Origin of the sequence: Luteimonas arsenica, from assembly GCF_004352825.1 — a bacterium.
GTDB classification, from domain to species: domain Bacteria; phylum Pseudomonadota; class Gammaproteobacteria; order Xanthomonadales; family Xanthomonadaceae; genus Luteimonas; species Luteimonas arsenica.
Map to the genome: position 1 here is coordinate 132995 of NZ_SJRW01000002.1, position 17948 is coordinate 150942.

The 17948-nt window shown below is 71.3% G+C and carries 21 protein-coding genes; 12 read left to right on the top strand and 9 right to left on the bottom strand.

Annotation, left to right across the window (positions count from 1 at the left end; genetic code table 11):
- Window positions 1–32 precede the first annotated feature (32 nt).
- The 3 genes from E2170_RS08065 to E2170_RS08075 form a co-directional block, all read right to left on the bottom strand.
- Window positions 33–980, bottom strand: a complete 948-nt coding sequence (locus E2170_RS08065; RefSeq protein WP_243708123.1) for a hypothetical protein — start codon at window positions 978–980, stop codon at window positions 33–35.
- Between the two features lie 74 nt (window positions 981–1054).
- Entirely contained in the window at window positions 1055–1732 is a 678-nt protein-coding gene (locus tag E2170_RS08070) for a hypothetical protein (protein WP_133000177.1), read from the bottom strand.
- Window positions 1733–1771: 39 nt separating this feature from the next.
- Window positions 1772–2092, bottom strand: a complete 321-nt coding sequence (locus tag E2170_RS08075; protein ID WP_133000178.1) for a hypothetical protein — start codon at window positions 2090–2092, stop codon at window positions 1772–1774.
- Between the two features lie 216 nt (window positions 2093–2308).
- Between E2170_RS08075 and sctU the strand changes: the two genes are divergently transcribed.
- A complete protein-coding gene (sctU, locus tag E2170_RS08080; RefSeq protein WP_133000179.1) occupies window positions 2309–3373 on the top strand; it encodes a type III secretion system export apparatus subunit SctU in 1065 nt (354 codons plus the stop codon).
- Here the strand turns inward: sctU and sctT are convergent, their stop codons facing one another.
- From sctT to E2170_RS08115, 6 genes are read right to left on the bottom strand one after another with little or no spacing between them, the layout of a single operon-like run.
- The gene (sctT, locus tag E2170_RS08085; protein WP_133000180.1) at window positions 3374–4156 is read right to left on the bottom strand and encodes a type III secretion system export apparatus subunit SctT; all 783 of its coding nucleotides are present in this window, start codon (window positions 4154–4156) and stop codon (window positions 3374–3376) included.
- Between the two features lie 3 nt (window positions 4157–4159).
- Window positions 4160–4426 (bottom strand): type III secretion system export apparatus subunit SctS, encoded by a 267-nt coding sequence (gene sctS / locus E2170_RS08090; protein WP_207914952.1) that lies wholly within the window; start codon window positions 4424–4426, stop codon window positions 4160–4162.
- Between the two features lies 1 nt (window position 4427).
- Complete coding sequence (locus E2170_RS14145; protein WP_279432864.1) at window positions 4428–5489, bottom strand: EscR/YscR/HrcR family type III secretion system export apparatus protein; 1062 nt, start codon at window positions 5487–5489, stop codon at window positions 4428–4430.
- A 3-nt stretch (window positions 5490–5492) separates the two neighbouring features.
- The gene (gene sctQ, locus E2170_RS08105; protein WP_133000181.1) at window positions 5493–6647 is read right to left on the bottom strand and encodes a type III secretion system cytoplasmic ring protein SctQ; all 1155 of its coding nucleotides are present in this window, start codon (window positions 6645–6647) and stop codon (window positions 5493–5495) included.
- Window positions 6634–7239, bottom strand: a complete 606-nt coding sequence (locus E2170_RS14150; protein WP_133000182.1) for a response regulator transcription factor — start codon at window positions 7237–7239, stop codon at window positions 6634–6636. Before E2170_RS14150 ends, sctQ begins: the two co-directional genes overlap by 14 nt.
- On the bottom strand, window positions 7236–8342 hold the full coding sequence (locus E2170_RS08115; protein WP_133000183.1) for a sensor histidine kinase: 1107 nt from the start codon (window positions 8340–8342) through the stop codon (window positions 7236–7238). Before E2170_RS08115 ends, E2170_RS14150 begins: the two co-directional genes overlap by 4 nt.
- A 90-nt stretch (window positions 8343–8432) precedes the next feature.
- Between E2170_RS08115 and E2170_RS08120 the strand changes: the two genes are divergently transcribed.
- The 11 genes from E2170_RS08120 (at window position 8433) to E2170_RS08170 (ending at window position 17889) form a co-directional block, all read left to right on the top strand.
- Complete coding sequence (locus E2170_RS08120; protein WP_133000184.1) at window positions 8433–8822, top strand: FliO/MopB family protein; 390 nt, start codon at window positions 8433–8435, stop codon at window positions 8820–8822.
- Window positions 8823–9093: 271 nt separating this feature from the next.
- Window positions 9094–11130 (top strand): type III secretion system export apparatus subunit SctV, encoded by a 2037-nt coding sequence (sctV, locus tag E2170_RS08125; RefSeq protein ID WP_133000185.1) that lies wholly within the window; start codon window positions 9094–9096, stop codon window positions 11128–11130.
- Between the two features lie 59 nt (window positions 11131–11189).
- A complete protein-coding gene (locus E2170_RS08130) occupies window positions 11190–12383 on the top strand; it encodes an FHA domain-containing protein (RefSeq protein WP_133000186.1) in 1194 nt (397 codons plus the stop codon).
- A 42-nt stretch (window positions 12384–12425) separates the two neighbouring features.
- Window positions 12426–12758, top strand: coding sequence for a hypothetical protein (locus E2170_RS08135; RefSeq protein WP_207914953.1), 333 nt, complete (start codon window positions 12426–12428; stop codon window positions 12756–12758).
- A gap of 24 nt (window positions 12759–12782) precedes the next feature.
- Window positions 12783–13214 (top strand): hypothetical protein, encoded by a 432-nt coding sequence (locus E2170_RS08140; RefSeq protein WP_133000187.1) that lies wholly within the window; start codon window positions 12783–12785, stop codon window positions 13212–13214.
- A 16-nt stretch (window positions 13215–13230) separates the two neighbouring features.
- Window positions 13231–14001 (top strand): EscJ/YscJ/HrcJ family type III secretion inner membrane ring protein, encoded by a 771-nt coding sequence (locus E2170_RS08145; RefSeq protein WP_133000188.1) that lies wholly within the window; start codon window positions 13231–13233, stop codon window positions 13999–14001.
- Window positions 14002–14004: 3 nt separating this feature from the next.
- On the top strand, window positions 14005–14655 hold the full coding sequence (locus E2170_RS08150) for a hypothetical protein (protein ID WP_133000189.1): 651 nt from the start codon (window positions 14005–14007) through the stop codon (window positions 14653–14655).
- Entirely contained in the window at window positions 14652–15341 is a 690-nt protein-coding gene (locus tag E2170_RS08155) for a FliH/SctL family protein (RefSeq protein WP_133000190.1), read from the top strand. Before E2170_RS08150 ends, E2170_RS08155 begins: the two co-directional genes overlap by 4 nt.
- The gene (locus E2170_RS08160) at window positions 15338–16687 is read left to right on the top strand and encodes a FliI/YscN family ATPase (RefSeq protein WP_133000191.1); all 1350 of its coding nucleotides are present in this window, start codon (window positions 15338–15340) and stop codon (window positions 16685–16687) included. The genes E2170_RS08155 and E2170_RS08160 overlap by 4 nt, the downstream gene beginning before the upstream one ends.
- Window positions 16684–17166: a hypothetical protein gene (locus tag E2170_RS08165; RefSeq protein ID WP_133000192.1), complete on the top strand. Its 483-nt coding sequence runs from the start codon at window positions 16684–16686 to the stop codon at window positions 17164–17166. Before E2170_RS08160 ends, E2170_RS08165 begins: the two co-directional genes overlap by 4 nt.
- Window positions 17167–17187: 21 nt before the next feature.
- Window positions 17188–17889 (top strand): hypothetical protein, encoded by a 702-nt coding sequence (locus E2170_RS08170; RefSeq protein ID WP_133000193.1) that lies wholly within the window; start codon window positions 17188–17190, stop codon window positions 17887–17889.
- The last annotated feature ends 59 nt before the right edge of the window (window positions 17890–17948 follow it).

A 17948-nucleotide genomic window follows, 5' to 3' on the forward strand; every position in this document is an offset into this window, starting at 1 on the left:
TCGGGCCTGGAGGGTGCGCGGCTGCGTCGCGCTCAGGGAGCGGCCACCGGCCCGGCCGGTGGCCCGGCCTCGGGCGCCGCCGGTTCCCCGGGAACGGCCGGCTCGACCGGTTCCCCGATCGCCGCAGCGGCTTCGCGCGCGTGCCGCAGGTAGTCGGCGAGGTACCACTGGCCGTCGATGCGCTCCATGTCGACCACCGTGTCGATGGCGGCGCCCGCCAGCGTATAGCGCAGGCGGACCGTGGCGCGGTCGCCCTGCTGCACCTGCAGGCCGGCCTCGACGCTGTCGAAGGTGGCGTCCAGGTCGAGGCCGTAGCCGGCCAGCACCGCCTTGGCCTCGTTGGCGAAGGCGCCGATGCGGGCCAGGGACGCGTCCATCCCGGCTTCGGCGATGCCCTCGGCGGTCGTCGGGCCCACTGCGCGCGCGGCCGCGGCCAGGCGCGGGATCGCCGCGTGGGCGCGCTCGCCGTCGGCCAGCGGTGCCTGCGCGGCCCACTGCGCCATCGCGGCCACCAGCTGTGCGTAGTGGTCGCGTTCGGCGTCACTGAAATCGCCCTGGTGCTCGACGTACTGGACCCCGAACAGGCCCAGGGTGGCGGCCGCGGCGCGGATCTCGCGGGTGGCGCCCGCGAACTGGCGGTCGAAGCCTGCGGCCAGCGCCGTTTCGGCGTCGGGTGCAGCCAGCGCGCCCAGCACTTCGGGCAGGCGTTCGGAGAACGGCAGTTCGTCCAGCGGCCAGCGGGTGTCGCCGGCGCGCCAGGCGGCCTGCAGCCGCGCGTGCAGCTCCGGCGGCACGGCATCGCGCGCGAAGGCGGCATAGTCACCGCTGCGCATGTGCCCGGTCAGCGCCTGCACCGCCAGGGCGGGTCGGCTGAGGTCGCTGCGCGCCGGGCCCTGGGGCTCGGTCGGCGCCGGGCGGCAGGCGGCGAGCAGGCCCGCCAGCGCCGCGGCGGCCAGCAGCGACCGCAGGGTTGGTGGCATCGGCATCGCATCCCCTCCCCGGGAGGCAGGCCGCATCTTGGCCGCGGGTGGCTGCCCGCGGCAAGCCAACGCGGTCACAGGTCGCGGACGACCCAGCCGTGGGAGGTGCTGGCCGGGGCGTCGACCGCGGCCTCGGCCACGCGCTCCGGCGACTCGCCCGCGGCCCAGGCGGCGGCGATCGCGGCCAGGCGGTCGCGGGTGGCGCGGGTGTAGGCGCCCTCGAGCTCGTTCTGGGCATCGGCGGCCAGCTTCTGCGGGTACAGGCTGCGCGCGTCCTCGCTGCGGTTGAGCATCGCGATCATGCGCGCCAGGCTGGTGCGGAAGCCGTCGGGCGACAGCGCCGTGCGCTGGGTGCGCTGCAGGTGCCAGACCACCAGGTACTCGACGGGGCCGAGCATGCGTCGCGGGGTGGCGCCGAAGAAATGCCCCGACAGCGCGCTGGCGGCCACGGGCGCGCCGTGGTCGGGCAGGCCGGTCGCACCCCAGGAGCTGAGCGCGCCGCCGGGCAGGTCCATGCGCCGCAGCGCGGTGCCGAAGGTCTCCGCCAGCAGCCGCTGCGCGTGCTCGTCGTCGCTTTCGGCGATCACGCCGACGATGCGCAGGAACAGCGGGTACTGGTCCTCGCCCAGGCGCCGCGCGAGGCGCTTGAGCACGGCCAGGCGGTATTCGGGGTCGGTGTGCGCGGCCAGCGCCGAAACCAGTCGGTCGGCGGCGGTGCGCAGGGCATCCGGGCTGGGCAGGGGGTCGATCATGGCCGCGGCATTATCGCGGCTGGCGGCGATGCGTGCGCGTCAGCTGAATGCGTCGAGCACCGCATCGACCGCGCTTTCCGCGGCCTGTGCCAGCGGCAGCGCGCCCAGGCGGCCCTCGAGGGCGAGGTCGCCGGAGAACATCCGGCTGCCGGCAAGGTCCCAGGCCGGTGCGGCCAGCACCCGCTCACCGGCGTCGGCCAGCGCGGCCGGGGCGGCGTCCGCCTCCGCGGCGGGGCTGCTGCCCTGGGCCTCGTGCGCCTCCCCGCCCTGCTGGCGACGCAGGTCGTCCAGCTGGCCGTCGATCCGGTGCAGGCCGGCGGCAAGGCTGAGGTGGGAGGAGTCGGGACCGATGGTGCTCATGGGGATGCTGCGGAACCTTGGGGGGAGTCGGGGCGATGGGGGGACTTTATCGCCGCCCGTCGCGCTTGCCACCTCGGGCCGACCCTAGACCGGCGTCGGCTGTTCAGCCTGGAGTGGCCTGTCGGCCCCGCGGCCGCTGCGGCACCGCCGCCCGGTGGCTGCAGACCCTCCACACGGCCATGTTAGCGTGCCCGGGAGATTCAGGCGGAGCACCCGATGGCCAAGGACCAGGGCGCCGACAAGACCGAGCAGCCGACCCAGAAGAAGCTGCGCGACGCGCGCAAGGACGCCAACGTCAGCAAGAGCAGGGAGCTGACCAGCACCGTGCTCGTGCTGGGCTGGCTGGTGGGCGGCTGGATGCTGCTCGGCTTCATGTGGGACCGCATGCGCGCGCTGTTCGACACCAGCCTCGCGTCCATGGGCCGGCCGTTCATGGAGGCCCTGCCCGAAGTCGGCATGGCGGCCTTCTGGACCCTGGTGGCGCTGAGCGTGCCGCTGCTGCTGCTGGCCGTGTTCCTCGGCCTGATCGTGGAGTTCCTCCAGGTCGGCCCGGTGGCGAGCATGAAGAAGCTCACCCCGGACATGTCGAAGATGAACCCGGTCGAGGGCATCAAGAAGATGTTCTCGATGGACAACCTGGTCGAACTGGTGAAGGCCTTCTTCAAGAGCGCCGGCCTGATCTTCATCGGCGGCTTCGTGCTCTACGGCATGCGCCACAGCCTGCTGATGCTGCCGCACGCGCCACCGGAGGCGATGGGCACGGCCATCTGGCACGGCCTGGTGCGCATCGGCATCTGGACCATCGGCGTGTTCTTCTTCGTTTCCGTGCTCGATGCCTGGTACCAGAAGTTCTCCTACCTCAAGCAGCTGCGCATGAGCCGCCGCGACATCAAGCAGGAGGTCAAGGAGAACGAGGGCGACCCCTACGTGAAGCAGCGGCGCAAGCAGTTGCACCAGGAGTGGTCGCAGCAGAACATGCTCAATGCCGTCCGGGGGTCGAATGTCGTCGTGACCAATCCAACCCACATCGCTGTCGCGCTGCAGTTCGAGGACGGGGTCACCGACCTGCCGGTGGTCGTCGCCAAGGGCGAGGGCGCCACCGCCGAGGAGATCAAGCGCGTGGCCGAGGAGTCCGGCGTGCCGGTGCTGCAGAACATCCCGCTGGCGCGCGGGCTGCACGAGAAGGTCGAGGTGGATGATTACATCGGCAGCGAGTTCTTCGACGCCGTGGCCGAGGTGCTGTTCTGGGCCGAGGGCATCCGCCGCGGCGACGACGGCTGATCAGCCCAGCGCCTGCCGTATCAGGCCCAGCAGGAAGCGGTTGCTGCCCAGGCGCTCGAGCAGGATCTCGACGTACACGCCGATCAGCAGCAGGATCAGCGCGGTCGCCAGCCAGGCCTTGATCGGCAGGGTCAACGCGAACACGTTGAGCTGCGGCGCGTAGCGGTTCACCAGGCCGAAGGACAGGTCGATGATGAGCAGGATCACCATCACCGGCGCCGCCATCACCAGCACCGTGGTCATCATGAAATCGAACTGGCCCACGAACAGGTTCATGCCCACCGCGGGCAGGTCCGGGAAGTAGGACGTCACCGGCCACAGCAGGTAGCTGCCCATCAGCAGGTCGAGGAACACCAGGAAAGCGCCGCTGGCCATGAACAGCCAGGTGGCCAGCTGCGACAGGAATTCGCCGTGCAGGGTGACCTGGTGGCCCTGGATGGGGTCGAAGATCTGCGCCATCGACATGCCCACCTGGGTGTCGATGACGCTGCCCACCGCGGCCACGGCCCAGAACACGATGCCGAAGCAGAAGCCGATCGCGACCCCGATGAAGACTTCCTTGAGCACGATCAGCGGCCATTCGATCGCGCCCAGGTTCTCCATCGGCGGCAGCCCGACCAGGGCCATCGGCAGGATCATGATGCCGAGGCTGACCATGAAGCTGTTGCGCACCATCGGCGGCACCGTCTGCTGGGTCATCAGCGGCAGCATCAGGAAGGCGCCGATGACCCGCGGCAGCACCAGCGCCAGCGCCAGCAGCGGGTTGCCGAGGAAGTCGAACACGGGCTACTGCCGCACCAGGCCCGGGAAATCGCGGAAGATGCGCTCGGTGTAGCCGTACAGCGAGCCGCCGATCAGCGCCGCGGTCACGAACAGCATCAGCACGATCGCCAGGAACTTGCAGGCATAGGCGAACGTCTGCTCCTGCAGCTGGGTGGCGGCCTGCAGGAAGGCGATCACCAGGCCGATCAGCGCGGCGGCCGCGATCGGCGGCCCCGACAGCAGCATGACCAGGAACAGGGCTTCCTTGGTGAGCTCGAGGACCTCGTTCACCTCATCCGCCCCCGTAGGTCAGGACGAGGCCGTGGACCAGCTTGGCCCAGCCGTCGACCAGCACGAACAGCAGCAGCTTGAACGGCAGCGACACCGTGGTCGGCGAGAGCATCATCATGCCCAGCGCCAGCAGGATGTTGGCCACCACCAGGTCGATGATCAGGAACGGCAGGAAGATCAGGAAGCCGATCTGGAAGGCGGTGGTGAGTTCGCTGACGGTGAATGCCGGGATCACCACGATGAAGTCGTCGACGTCGAGGTCGTCGCGGTGGTCTGCGGGCAGCAGGCGCTGCGCGCTCCTCAGGAAGAAGGCGCGTTCCTTGTCGTTGGAGTGGTTGATCAGGAAGTTGCGCAGCGGTTCCTTGCCGGCCTCGAAGATGCCGAGCATGCGCACGGCGTCCATCGGCGCGCCGGCCGCGGGCGTCGGTGGCGCGGGGCTGCCAGTGGCGGTGATCACGATCGGGCCCTCGTCGCGGCCGCCGGTCGTCGCGGCGTCGCCTTCATCCGCGGGCGGTTCGACGCCGTTGCTGACGTTCGCGAACTGCGGTGCGCGCTGCGGACCCGGACCGGCCGGATCGGCGGCCTCGCCACCGCTCGCCCCCGCGGACAGGGCCTCGGCCTCGGCGCGCAGCGCGTCGGCCGCGGCAGGGCTCGCGGGTGGCGGTTCGTCGACGGCCGCTCCGGGGGCATCCTCCGCTGGGGTCTCGTCCGGTGCGGTGGGTGCGGCGGCGCGGCGCGCCGCGATACGCTCGGCGCGCGCGACCGCGCGCGCCTCGATCTGGGCCTGGATCTGCGGCGGCGGTGGCTGTCCCGCCATGTAGGCGCTGACCGCCGCGTGCGTGTCCAGGATCACCGGCGACATCACGTAGGCCGACAGCACGATCGCCAGGCCGTTGATGACCACGTTCGGCGGCACCTGCTGCAGGCCCAGCGCGTTGCGCAGCAGGCTCAGCACCACCACGATCTTGGTGAACGAGGTCACCATCACCGCCACGAACGGCGCCAGCGCGATGAAGACGACGGTGACGAGGACGACCGCCGGCGAGAAGGTGGTGAAGTCCATCCATCAGCTCCAGGACAGCAGGCGCACGCCCAGGGTGTCGCCGACGGCGACCAGCTCGCCGCGACCGGCGACGCGGCCGTTGGCGCGGATGGTGACGTTGCTGCCCTCCAGCGCGGCCGCCAGCGGGAACACGTAGCCCGGCTGCAGGTCGGCGATCTCGCCCACGCTCATTTCCGTGCGGCCGAGTTCGAACTCGACATGGACCGGCAGGCTGCGCGCGGGGTCGGGCGCGGGCGGGGGTGGGTGGGGGGATTCGGGCGTGGCGCCGCCGTCGGGTTCCTGTTCGCTCATGGGGGAGTCCTCGTTGTGGACAGGGGTGTTCAAGGGAGTGCCGTTCACGGCCCAGCCGCCGGCCACCGGGGCCAGCGGCCAGTCGCGCCCGGCGGCCCGGGCAATGCAGGCGGGCGGCTGCGAGCGGTGGCCGGCGACGATCACGTCGCCGGGGCGCAGCGCGCGCCAGTCGCGCTGGGCCAGCGGGATGGGGAACAGCAGCGAGACCTGCACCGGCCAGTCGCGCCAGCGCCCGGCGTCGGGAAGCGGGTCGTCCTCGTGCAGGGGTTCGGCGCGCGCGGCCAGGCGCTGCAGCCAGGTGGCCGGGAGGCGCAGCCGTGCGTGCGTGGCCGCGGGCGGGGGCGTGGCGGCGGGATCGTGGCCGGCCTCGGCTGGCGCATCCTCGATGCGCACCGCGAGCCACAGCGAGGGCGCGTCGTCCGCACCCGCCGCCTCGGCCTCGTTGTCGAGCACCGGCAGCAGCGACGCGCCCAGCCATTCGCTCAGCCGGCGCAGGGTGGTTTCCTGCGCCAGGCTCCAGGCAAGCACGCGCGAGCGCCCGCCGTGGTCGCTCCAGCGCAGGCGCGCCTCGTCGTCGCCGGCCATGGCGGGCCCGTCGACGTGCAGCGCCAGCCGCGTGCCTTCGGCATCGATGGCGAAGGCCGCCGACGGCGCGGCGGCGGGCGACGCCTGCACCGCGGCGCCGTCGCCCAGCAGCCACCAGCGCGGCAACGAGAAGAACTGGCGCAGCGCCTCGCAGGCCGGCGCGTCGACCTCGGGCAGCAGCCCCCGCAGCGGACGCGCCGCTGGAACGGCCACGCTCGACGCCTCGGCCACGCGCGCGCGCCGGGGCTTGTCTGCGCGCGCGCCGCGCTCAGCCGTGGCCAAGCGCCACCTTCATCAGCTCCGGCAGGGAGCGCACGCCCAGCTTGCTCATCATGTTGGCCCTGTGCAATTCAACGGTCTTGATGCTGATGCCGAGGATGTCGGCAATGATCTTGTTCGGCTTGCTCGCCACCACCAGGTCCAGCACCTGGCGTTCGCGCGGGCTCAGCTTCGCCAGCAGCTCGTTGGCCATGCCGCCGGTGCCGCCGCGGTTGCCGGCCCGGGCCAGGGCGGTGCGCAGCGCATCGACCAGTGCCTCCTCCGAGAACGGCTTCTCGAGGAAGTTCGACGCGCCCTTGCGCATGGCCTCGACCGCCAGCGGTACGTCGCCGTGCGCGGTCACGAACACCAGCGGCAGCTTGATGCCGCGGCGCCCGAGCTCATCCTGCAGCTGCAGCCCGCTCATCTCCGGCATGCGGATGTCCGATACCAGGCATTCGCTGGCGTCGCCGTGGCGATGGCCGGCGTAAGCCTCCAGGAAGGCCGGGCCGGAGTCGAAGCTTTCGACCTCGAAGCCGGACGTTTCCAGCAGCCAGGCGGTCGAATCGCGGAATCCGTCGTTGTCGTCCACCAGGTAGACGCGTGTCACCGTCATGTCCCATTCCCCCCGTCTTCCGAGGGCGGCAGGGTGAAGCCGAACACGCTGCCGCCGCCTTCGCGCGGCTCGAAGAACAGCCGCCCCTCGTGGTACTCGATGATCGAGCGGCAGATCGCCAGACCGATGCCCAGGCCGTCGCTCTTGGTGGTGAAGAAAGGCGAGAACAGCTGCTTGCCCTGCTCCTCGCTCAGGCCCTCGCCGCGGTCGCAGACGCGGACCTCGACTTCGCCGTCCAGGTTCACCCGGCCCTCGATGCGCAGGCCGCGCTGCGCCGCAGGCACCTCGCGCATGGCTTCGATCGCGTTCTTGACCAGGTTGAGCAGCACCTGTTCGACCATCACCCGGTCGGCATGCACTGCCGGCAGGCCGGGGGCGAGCGCGAGCTCGATGCGCAGCTGCTGGCGCTCGGCCTCCAGGCGCAGCAGCTCGACCACGGTGTGGGTGATCTCGGCCACGTCGTGGGCGTCGCGCCGCGGCTCGCGCGCGCGGACGAATTCGCGGACGCGGGAGATCACCGCCGCGGCGTGCTCGGCCTGGGTGCGCGCGGCGACCAGGGCGCGCTCGACCTGCACCGGGCCGCCGGCCTGGTCGACCAGGCGCAGGCTGCCGTTGAGGTAGTTCACGATCGCCGAAAGCGGCTGGTTGAGCTCGTGGGCCAGGGTCGCCGCCATCTCGCCCACCGACATCAGGCGGGAAGTGAACAGCAGTTTCTCCTGCTGGCTCTTGTGCGAATCCAGGGCTTCGATGCGGGCGCTTATGTCGACCGCGGTCAGCAGGTCGAGCGCGGTGCCTTCGACCTCGGCCCGGCCCCAGTGCAGGGCGTACCAGCGGTTGCTGTGCGGCGCGTTGACCTCGCGCGGGGCGGTGGCGTCGCCGTCGTCGCCGTCGCCGCCATCGAGCGAGGCCAGCAGGCGCGTGCGGTCGTCATGGCCGTCGAGACCCGCGAAGGCTTCGCGATAGGCGTCGTTGGCGGCGGCCAGGCTGCCACCGCGGGAGAATGCGGCGCAGGGGAAGGGAATGGCCTCGAGCAGGGCGGTCACGGCGTCGCTGTCGCCCCCGGCCGCGCGTCGGCGGCCACCGGATCCGCGCGCGGGGGTCACGCAGCCGTCTCCGCCGGGTGCCTGGCCACCGGCCTGCGGTAGGCTGCGCGCGCGCCTTCCGCGCGTTCCCCGAGGCCGAAGCTTCCTGCCATGTCCAAGCGAACCCTGACTGCCATCACCGCCATCCTGCTCCTCACAAGTGGCACCGCCGTGTCGGCGGAGGCCGTAACCGATGCTCCAGCGGCGTCGTCCCTTGCCGGGGAACTGATGGCCATCGTGTTGCCTCTGGCCTTCATCATTGCCGGACTGGTGGTCGTCCTGCGCCTGGTCCGCAAGCGCTATGGACTGACCGGCCCGGATGCTCCGCTGTCGATCCTGCAGATCCTTCCGCTCGGTCCGCGTGAACGCCTGGTGCTGGTGAAGTCGCGGTCGGGTCGCGTATTCACCGTGGGCGTCGCCGCTCAAACCGTGACGTTCATCACGGATCTGGAGGCGGAGGATGTTGCAAGCCCGGGTGAACCCGAGGGTGGTGCCGGGTAAACAGCCAACGCGGTCACGTTTCCCTGTTACCGCAAAATTTCCGTTTCACTACAGACGTTTGCCTCCACCTCCCCAGACCCTGTCCGGCGCTGGAGAGCGACCGCGGACTCAGAAATTTCCCACGATTGCTCTTGCAATGAGACTATCGTAATTTGCCATAAAGTGACGCATGAGGTCAGCGATCGATGCGGCAAGCAGATGACGATACAGGGGGTGTGGCAGGAGGTGGCGGGCATACCGCCGCTCGCCCCTGCGTGGGAGACATGACTGCATGCGCGCGCTGATCGGCAACATCTTCGCGGCGCCGGCCAATACCCGGCGCATCAAGCTCGGCTACAGCGACATCGTGCTCGCCGTCGCCGCGGTCCTGATCATCAGCGTGATGATCCTGCCGCTGCCGCTGGTGGTGATCGACGCCCTGGTCGCGGTCAACATCTCCATCGGCTTCGGCCTGTTGCTGCTGGCGATCTACATCCCCACGCCGGTGGCGTTCTCCAGTTTCCCCAGCGTGCTGCTGCTGACCACCCTGTTCCGGCTGGCGCTGTCGATCGCGATCACCCGCTCGATCCTGCTCGACGCCGAGGGCGGCCACATCGTCGAGACCTTCGGCGACATGGTGGCCGGCGGCAACCTGGTGGTCGGCCTGGTGGTGTTCATGATCATCACCGTGGTCCAGTTCATCGTGATCGCCAAGGGCGCCGAGCGCGTGGCCGAGGTCTCGGCGCGCTTCACCCTCGATGCCATGCCCGGCAAGCAGCTCTCGATCGACTCCGACCTGCGCTCGGGCCTGATCGACAAGGACGAGGCCAAGCGCAAGCGCCGCCTGCTGGAGAGCGAGAGCCAGTTGCATGGCGCGCTCGACGGCGCGATGAAGTTCGTCAAGGGCGACGCCATCGCCGGCATCGTCATCATCATCATCAACCTGCTCGGTGGCCTGGCCATCGGCGTGCTGCAGAAGGACATGGCGCTGGCCGACGCCACCCGCACCTACAGTATCCTGACCATCGGCGACGGCCTGGTTTCGCAGATCCCGGCGATCCTCGCCACCATCGCCGCCGGCCTGGTGGTGACGCGCACCACCAGCGAGGTCGACGACAAGCACCTGGGCGCCGCCATCGGCCGCCAGGTCAGCGGCCAGCCGCGGGTGATGCTGATCACCGGCATCCTGGCGCTGCTGATGACCCTGGTGCCGGGCTTCCCGAAGCTGGTGTTCCTGACCCTGGGCGTGGTCCTGATCGGTATCAGCGCCTGGCGCTACCGACACGGCTTCCAGGTGCTGCGCCGCGCCTTCCGCGTGCCCGAAGGCGAGGTCGCCGAGTCCGAACTGCCCACCCAGGTCGACGACCTTGCGCCGCCGGCGCCGCTGCAGCTCGACCTGTCGCCCTCGCTGGCGCCGATCCAGGACGCGCTGCTCGCCCGCGTGTCCGCGGTGGCGAAGGGCATGCGCGACGAGTTCGGCGTGCCGCTGCCGACGCCGAAGGCGCGCGTGGTCGACGGCCTGGACGAGGGCGGCTACCGGCTCAGCGCGTTCGGAGCGCGCTTGGCCTCGGGACAGCTGCGCACCGACGCCGCCTTCCGCCAGGCGCCCGCCACCGACGCCAACCGCCAGACCGGCTTCTTCCCGGCGCTGGCCGGCGAATGGGTCGCCGCCGGCAGCGAGGGCGCGCTGGCGGCCGACGACCTGCTGGCCGCGCACGCGCGGTCCGCGCTGCAGCGCCGGATGGGTGGCTTCATCGGCATCCAGGAGACGGCCAACCTGTTCGCGCGCATGCAGCGCGACTACCCGGACCTGGTCAAGGAGATGCTGCGCGTGGTCGCGCCGCAGCGCGTGGCCGACGTGCTGCGCCGGCTTGCCGAGGAAGGCGTGCCGATCCGCAACCTGCGCGACGTGTTCGAGGCGATCACCGATGTCGGTGGCCGCGAGAAGGACGTGGTGCTGCTCACCGAGTACGTGCGCGTCGCGCTCAAGCGCGAGATCGCCGAACGGCACGCGGATGCGGAGCGCACGCTGCACGTGCTGCTGATCCATCCCGAACTCGAGGACAAGCTGCGCCAGTCGGTGCGCGTGGCCGGCGGCGCCAGCCAGCTGGCGATCTCGCCCGAACTCGCGTCGCGGCTGGGCAACGAGGTGCGCGCGCACCTGGCGCGGCAGGCGCCGGGGGTGCGTCCCGCGCTGCTGTGCTCGCTGGACGTGCGCAGGCACCTGCGCAAACTGATGGAAATCGATTTCTTCGAGCTCCCGGTGCTCTCGTACCAGGAACTCGCCCCCGACCTGCGCATCGTGCAGGCCGGCCAGGTCAACGCCTGAACGGGGTATTCACCGCAAGGTAACGACGCAGCTGCAGGATTCGAACGACGGAGGCTCGCATGGGTACTGGCAGGGACAGGGATACGACGACGACGGAAGAGCGCGGCATCGTGCTGCGCGTCGTGTCGGGCCTGCATGCCGGTGCGGAGCGCGACCTCGCCGGCAGCGAGATGATCCTGATCGGCAGCGGCGACGACTGCGACATGGTGCTTGCCGATGCTGGCGTCGCCGCGCACCACGCGCTGCTGAGCTTCGTCGACGGTCGCTTCTCGCTGCGCGCGCTGGACGCGCCGCTGCACGTGGGCACGGCGATGATCCATCCCGGTGATCCGATCGAACTCGATCGCGTGCAGCGCGTCGGCATCGGCGAGTCCGCGATCGCCTTCGGTGCCGCCGACGACGCCGGCTGGGAGCGGCTGGTGCCCGGCGGGCTGGGCCCGCGCGCCGCACCTTCGCCACCCGCGCGTCCCTACCTTCGCCGCCTGCCGCTGGTCGCGGGCGTGGCGGTGCTGTCGCTGGCGTCGCTGGCGATTTTCGCCGCCGTGATGCCGCAGCGCGAAGCCACGCCGGATCCGCTCGAACAGCTGCAGCGGCTGGTGCCCGAGTACGGCATCGACGACGGCCAGGCCCGCCTCGACCTCAACGGCCACCTGGTGCTCAACGGCACCGTCCCCGACACCGCGACCCGCGAGCGGATCGCGCGCCGGCTCGCGGAAGAACAGATCGACGCCCGGCTCGAACTGCGCACCGGCGACGACATCGCCGGCGACGTCGCCGAGATCCTGCGCGGCCAGGGCATCCGCGCGCGCACCCGCTACCTGGGCAACGGTGACGTCGAGATCGCCGGCAGCTTCGACGACGAAGCCGCGCTCAAGGCCGCCTCGCTCTCGCGCGCGATGCGCGAGGTCAAGGGCGTGGCGCGGCTGATCCCGGTGAACGTGTCGGAGGCCGCCGTTGCCCGCCGCCAGCAGCCTGCCGCTCCGCCGAAGCCCGTGCGCATCCGCATCGCCTCCATCGTGCGCGGCGACAATCCGCACGTGGTGTCCGGCAAGGGCGACCGCTACGAGGTCGGCGCGGACCTCCCGGGCATCGGCACCCTGGTGTCGATCACCGAGAACTCGGCGCACGCGTTGCGCGCCGACGGCAGCCTGGAGCGGCTGAAGCCGGAGCCGGCGCCGTCCACAGGCGAGAACGAAGTGGAACCGAAGGATTTTTCCAACGTGCGCAGCGAGGCAGCGCCCCTGCGCCTGTAACGCAGTACAACCAACGACCAAGCAGAGAAGAAGGAGAGAACCATGACCAACATCGCAGCAAGTAACGTCGGACTGGGCCAGTTCATCGCAGGCGCCGCGGCCACCGGTGGCGCGGGCGGCATCCGTGGCGGTTCGTCCGCCGGTGACCGCGGCAGCTGGTACGAAGCCATGTCCCGCGCCTGGGGCCAGACCCTGGATTCGCAGGCCGCCGTCATCACCGACATGTCCTCCGCCATCAGCAACGGCAACGACCAGCCCTCGGACATGGTCCAGCTGACCGCCGCGAGCCTGAAGATGCAGTTCATGTCGAACAACGCCTCCACCTCGCAGAACAGCGTGGGCCAGGCGCTGGAAACGCTGGGCAAGCGCAACTAAACGCGCTGCATAAGGGAGATAGACATGATCGAAGCCATCCAGGTGGCGGCCATGGACCCGGCGATGGCCGGGCAGGCCGGTACGCCGGGCGCGGGGGCGGGCGGCCTGTCGCAGGCCACGCCCTACGACATCCGCGATTTCGCCGCCGCGCTCGAGCGCACCGGCGGCGTCGCACCGCAGCAGGCGTCCGCGCCGGCACCGGTCGACCTCGCGCCGGCGCCGCCGTCCGAGGGCACCCGTGCGCTGATCTCGGCCATCAACAACCTCAACACCGGTGCCGACAACATCAACGCGATCTCGCGGAGCATGAGCGGCAACGTCGCCGAGCTCACGCCCGGACAGATGATGGAAATGACGATGAAGTGCCATCAGTTCCTGTTCCAGGCCGAGCTGACGTCGAACGTCGCCAACCGCACGTCGGACGGCATCCAGCAGCTGTTCCGGCAGCAGTCCTGACCGGGGGGAACACTCCATGAAGTTCCTCCGATGGTCGCGGCCGCTGCGCGCGACGCTGTTCGCGTTCGCAGCCGCCGCGCTGCTCGCCGCCTGCGGCGGCAAGCCCCTGTACAGCCAGCTCGACGAGGGCCAGGCCAACCAGATCATGGGCGTGCTCATCGCCGCGGGTATCGACGCCGACAAGAACCCGTCGCCGTCGAAGGTGGGCTGGGAGGTGCGGGTGGCGACGTCCGACTTCCCGTATGCCATGCAGGTGCTCGGCGCGCACGGCCTGCCGCGCGCGCAGTTCGCCAACACCTGTGACGTGTTCAAGAAGGAAGGCTTCGCGTCCTCGTCCACCGAGGAGCGCGGCCGCGAGCAGTGCAGCCTGCAGCAGGAACTGGCCGACACCCTGACCCGCTTCCCGGGCGTGGTCGACGCGCGCGTGCACGTCACCCTGGCCGAGCGCGATCCGCTGGGCGGGTCCAGCCAGGACTCCTCGGCGTCGGTCGCGATCTTCGAGGCGCCGGGTGCCAGCGCGCGCGATCGCGAGGCCGACATCAAGCTCCTGATCAAGGACGCGGTGCCCGGCCTGGTCGATCTCAACAAGGTCACGGTGAAGTTCGCAGAGGCGCCGGCGATGCCGGCGCGCAAGCCGCAGGGCCCGGCCCTGTCGGCGATCAGCCCGACTGCGCTGGCGATCGCCGCCGGCGTGGTGCTGCTGCTCGGCCTGCTGGTCGCGTTCCGTGGCCGCCTGCGCAACGCCGCGCAGCCGGCGAAGGCCTCGGACCAGGTCTGGAACGGCTGAGGCATGTCGCTGCGGGCGCTGCTGGCGGAGGTCGATCCGGGGTGGCTTGAGGACGCAGGCGCCCCGCTGGACGAGGATCTTGTCCGGCGTGCCCGCGACAGCGCGCTCGGCCGCCGCCTGCTGGCCGGCTGGCTGGCAGGCGGTCCCGCCGCCTCGCTGCTGGCACCGGATCCGGTGCGCGGCCCCGACGCGACGCGTGCGCGCTGGACGCGCCCGCGCCTGCAGGCGCTGTGCCGCGACATCGGCATCCTCGCGCACGCGCCGCCGATCCGTGCCGAGGTCCGGCGCGAACCGGTGCGGCGGCTGAAGGCGGCCCTGGGCAACAGCTACCTGCTGGCCCTGGACCGCGGCGTCTGGGAGGGCCGCGTGCCGCCCGATCGCCTGCAGGCGCTGTCGGCCGACTTCGGCGGCGCGCTCTATGCCGCGCTGTCCACCGACGATCCGACGCCGCTGTTCGAACTCTTCGACCGCCAGGGCCGCGCCGAGCTCAAGGCCTGGGCGCGGCAACGCGACCCCGCGCTGGCGGACTGGTGCGACCTGCTGCATCCGCCGGCCGCGGACGCAGCCACCTGGCTGCCCGAGAAGCCGGTGCTTCGCGTCTACACCCATCACGAATCGCGCGCCGCACAGGGGCGCATGGAATCCCCTGCATGAACGTCGAATCCGCCACGTCCGCCGCCGCGACCGCCGACCGCTCCCCCGGAGCCGGCGGCGTGGCCGTGTTCGAGCAGCGGCGTTTCATGCGTTCGCTCGGCGCCAGCGTGGTTCCCGCTGCGGCCTGGGCGCAGCTGGCCGAGCTCGACGCCCTGCTTGAGCGCGTCAACGACCTGTACGGCGAAGCCAGCGCGGAGATCGCGCAGGCCCGCGAGCAGGGCCATGCCGAAGGCTTCGCCGAGGGCATCGCCGCGGCCAAGCTGCAGATGACCGAACAGCTGGCCTCGCTCAACGAACGCCGCGCACGCGTGCTGGGCGAGGCGTCGGGCCGCATCACCGAACTGGCCTGCGCGATCGTCGCGCGCATCGCCCCGGGCTTCGACGCGCGCAGCGTGGTGCCGCCGCTGGTGATGCAGGCGGTGGAAGCGGCGCAGGCCGAGCAGTTCCTGCTTATCCGCGTGCATCCCAGCGTGCGTGAAAGCGTCAGCGCCGGTCTGGGCGCGGTGCGCCAGGCGCACCCGGCGGTCGGTGTGATCGAGCTGGTCGATGATCCCAGCCTCGATCCCACCAGCTGCGTGGTGGTCTCCGAGGCCGGCGAGGTCCGCGCCGGCGTGGCTCAGCAGATCGAGGCGATCCGCACGGCGCTGGCCGGCAGCGCCGCCGGCCACGCGGAGAGCCCGGCTTGAGCGCCAGCGCGCCTTTCGCCGACGCGGCCGGCACGCCTGATCCGCTGCTGGATGCGCTGGCGCGGGTGCAGTCGATCGAGCGTGTGGGCCGCGTCGCCGAGGCCTACGGCACCCTGATCCGCGCCACCGGCCTGAAGGCCTCGATCGGCGAACTGTGCGAACTGCGCAATCCGCGCGGCGAAGGCGATGCCTCGTTCCGGCTGTCGGCCGAAGTGGTGGGCGTGTCCAAGCAGCTCACCCTGCTCACGCCGCTGGGTGCGCTCGACGGCGTGTCCGCCACCACCGAGGTCTACGCCAGCGGCCGCCAGGCGGCGGTGCGCGTGGGCGCCGGCCTGCTCGGCCGCATCCTCGACGCCCACGGCGAGCCCATCGACGACCTCGGCCCGGTCGGTCCCACGGTCGATGCGCCGATCTACGCCGCCTCGCCCAATCCGCTGGCGCGAAGCCTGATCGAACGCCCGTTCTCCACCGGCGTGCGCGCCATCGACACCACCATGACCGCCGGCGAGGGCCAGCGCATCGGCATCTTCGCCGTCGCCGGCGGCGGCAAGAGCACGCTGCTGGGCATGCTCGCGCGCGGTGGCGACGCCGAGGTCAACGTCATCGTCCTGGTCGGCGAGCGCGGCCGCGAGGTCAACGAGTTCATCCACGACAACCTCGGGCCCGAGGGCCTGGCGAGGTCGGTGATCGTGGTCGCGACCTCCGACCGCCCGGCGCTGGAGCGCAGCCGTGCGGCCTGGGTCGGCACCGCGATCGCCGAGCATTTCCGCGACCAGGGCAAGCGCGTGCTGCTGCTGGTCGATTCGGTGACCCGCTTCGCGCGCGCGCTGCGCGACGTCGGCCTCGCGGTGGGCGAACCGCCGGCGCGGCGCGGCTTCCCGCCTTCGGTGTTCAGCGCGCTGCCGCGGCTGTTCGAGCGCGCGGGCAACAACGACAAGGGCTCGATCACCGCCTTCTACACCGTGCTCGCCGAGGACGAGGACGGCGGCGACCCGATCGTCGAAGAAGTGCGTTCGATCCTCGACGGCCACATCGTGCTTTCGCGCAAGCTCGCCGCCGCCTACCACTACCCGGCCATCGACGTGCTGGTCAGCCTCAGCCGCACCATGCCGCGCGTGGTCGACCAGGCCCAGCTGCGCGCCGCCGGACAGCTGCGCAAGCTGCTGGCCAAGTACCAGGACATCGAGCTGCTGATCCAGCTGGGCGAGTACAAGCGCGGCACCGATCCCGATGCCGACGCCGCGATCGAGAAGATCGGCGCGATCCGCAAGCTGCTGCAGCAGTCCGCGCACGAGCTGGTGCCGTTCGAGCAGTCGGCCGACGCGATCCGGAAGCTGTTCCCGTGAAGCGCTATCCCCTGCAGACCCTGGTCAAGCTGCGCGAACACCGCACCGAGGCCGCGCGCCAGAAAGTGCTGGAAAAGCAGCGCGAGGCCCAGGCCTGCCGCGACGCCTGCCTCAAGGTCGAGGGTGAGATCATCGCCCTGGACTTCGAGCAGAAGCAGCAGCGCGCGCGCCTGCTCGACGCACCGCCGCCGGGCGTGCCCTGGCCCAGCGCCCTGGCCCAGCGCGAGGCGCACATCGGGCTGCTGGGCGAGCAGGCCGAGGCCGCGCGCCAGCGCCTGTTCAAGGCGCAGGAGGTCCTGCGCGCCGCCGAGGTCGCGGTGGCCGAGGCACGCACCGCGTTCTTCCGCGCCAAGGGGCGGCTGGACGCACTCGAGAAGCGTCGCGACGTATGGCGCGGCGAACAGTCCGCGCTCGAAGCGCGCCAGGAAGAGGGCGCGGCCGAGGATCTGCTGCAGGCCCGCCACCTGGCGGGCACCTGAGGCAGACAAGGAGACGCAAAGATGTCGATCGAACGCAGCAGCAGCCAGAGTTCCACCGCCGAAGCCGCGCGCAGCCCGGAGGGCACGCAGGAGGCGCGCGAGCGCCCGCCGGCGAACCGGGAACAGACCGACCGCTTCCGCGACGCGCTCGACAGCGCGCGCCAGGGCGTGCAGTCGCAGCCGCAGCCGAAGGAACAGGGCGAGGCCAAGGGCGCTATCGAGCATGGCGAAGGCGAGGCCGCGGAACTGCGCCAGACCGCGACCGACGACGCGGTGCATCGCGCCAGCGACCGCGGTGAGCGCGGCGATGGCGGCGGCCACGGCCACGACGGCGCCGAAGGCGAGGCGAAGCTGCTCGACCCGGCCCTGCTCTGGCAGGCGCAGCACGCGCTGCGCGGCGACGCACCGGCGGCGATGCCGGCGACGGTGGGCGCCAGCAATGCGGTGGTCGAGCTGATCGAGCGCCATGTCCGCCAGCTGGCGGTGGCGGGCGGGGCCACCGATCCGCAGGGCGATGGCCAGGTGCTGCTGCGCATGGCCGACGCCACCCTGCCCGGCACCGACCTCCTGCTCAGCCGCGAGGGCGATGGCTGGGTGCTGCGCGCCGACGTGCGTTCGCGCGCCAGCTACGACGCCATTCGCGACGCCGCGCCGGAGCTGTCCCGGCGTTTCGCCGAACGCGAACTCGGGACGCTGCGCGTGGATCCGCATTTCCACGGATGAATGCGACGGCGGTCGCGTCGTGCACGTGCACGGCGGCCGCGACTTAGGGTCGGACCTAG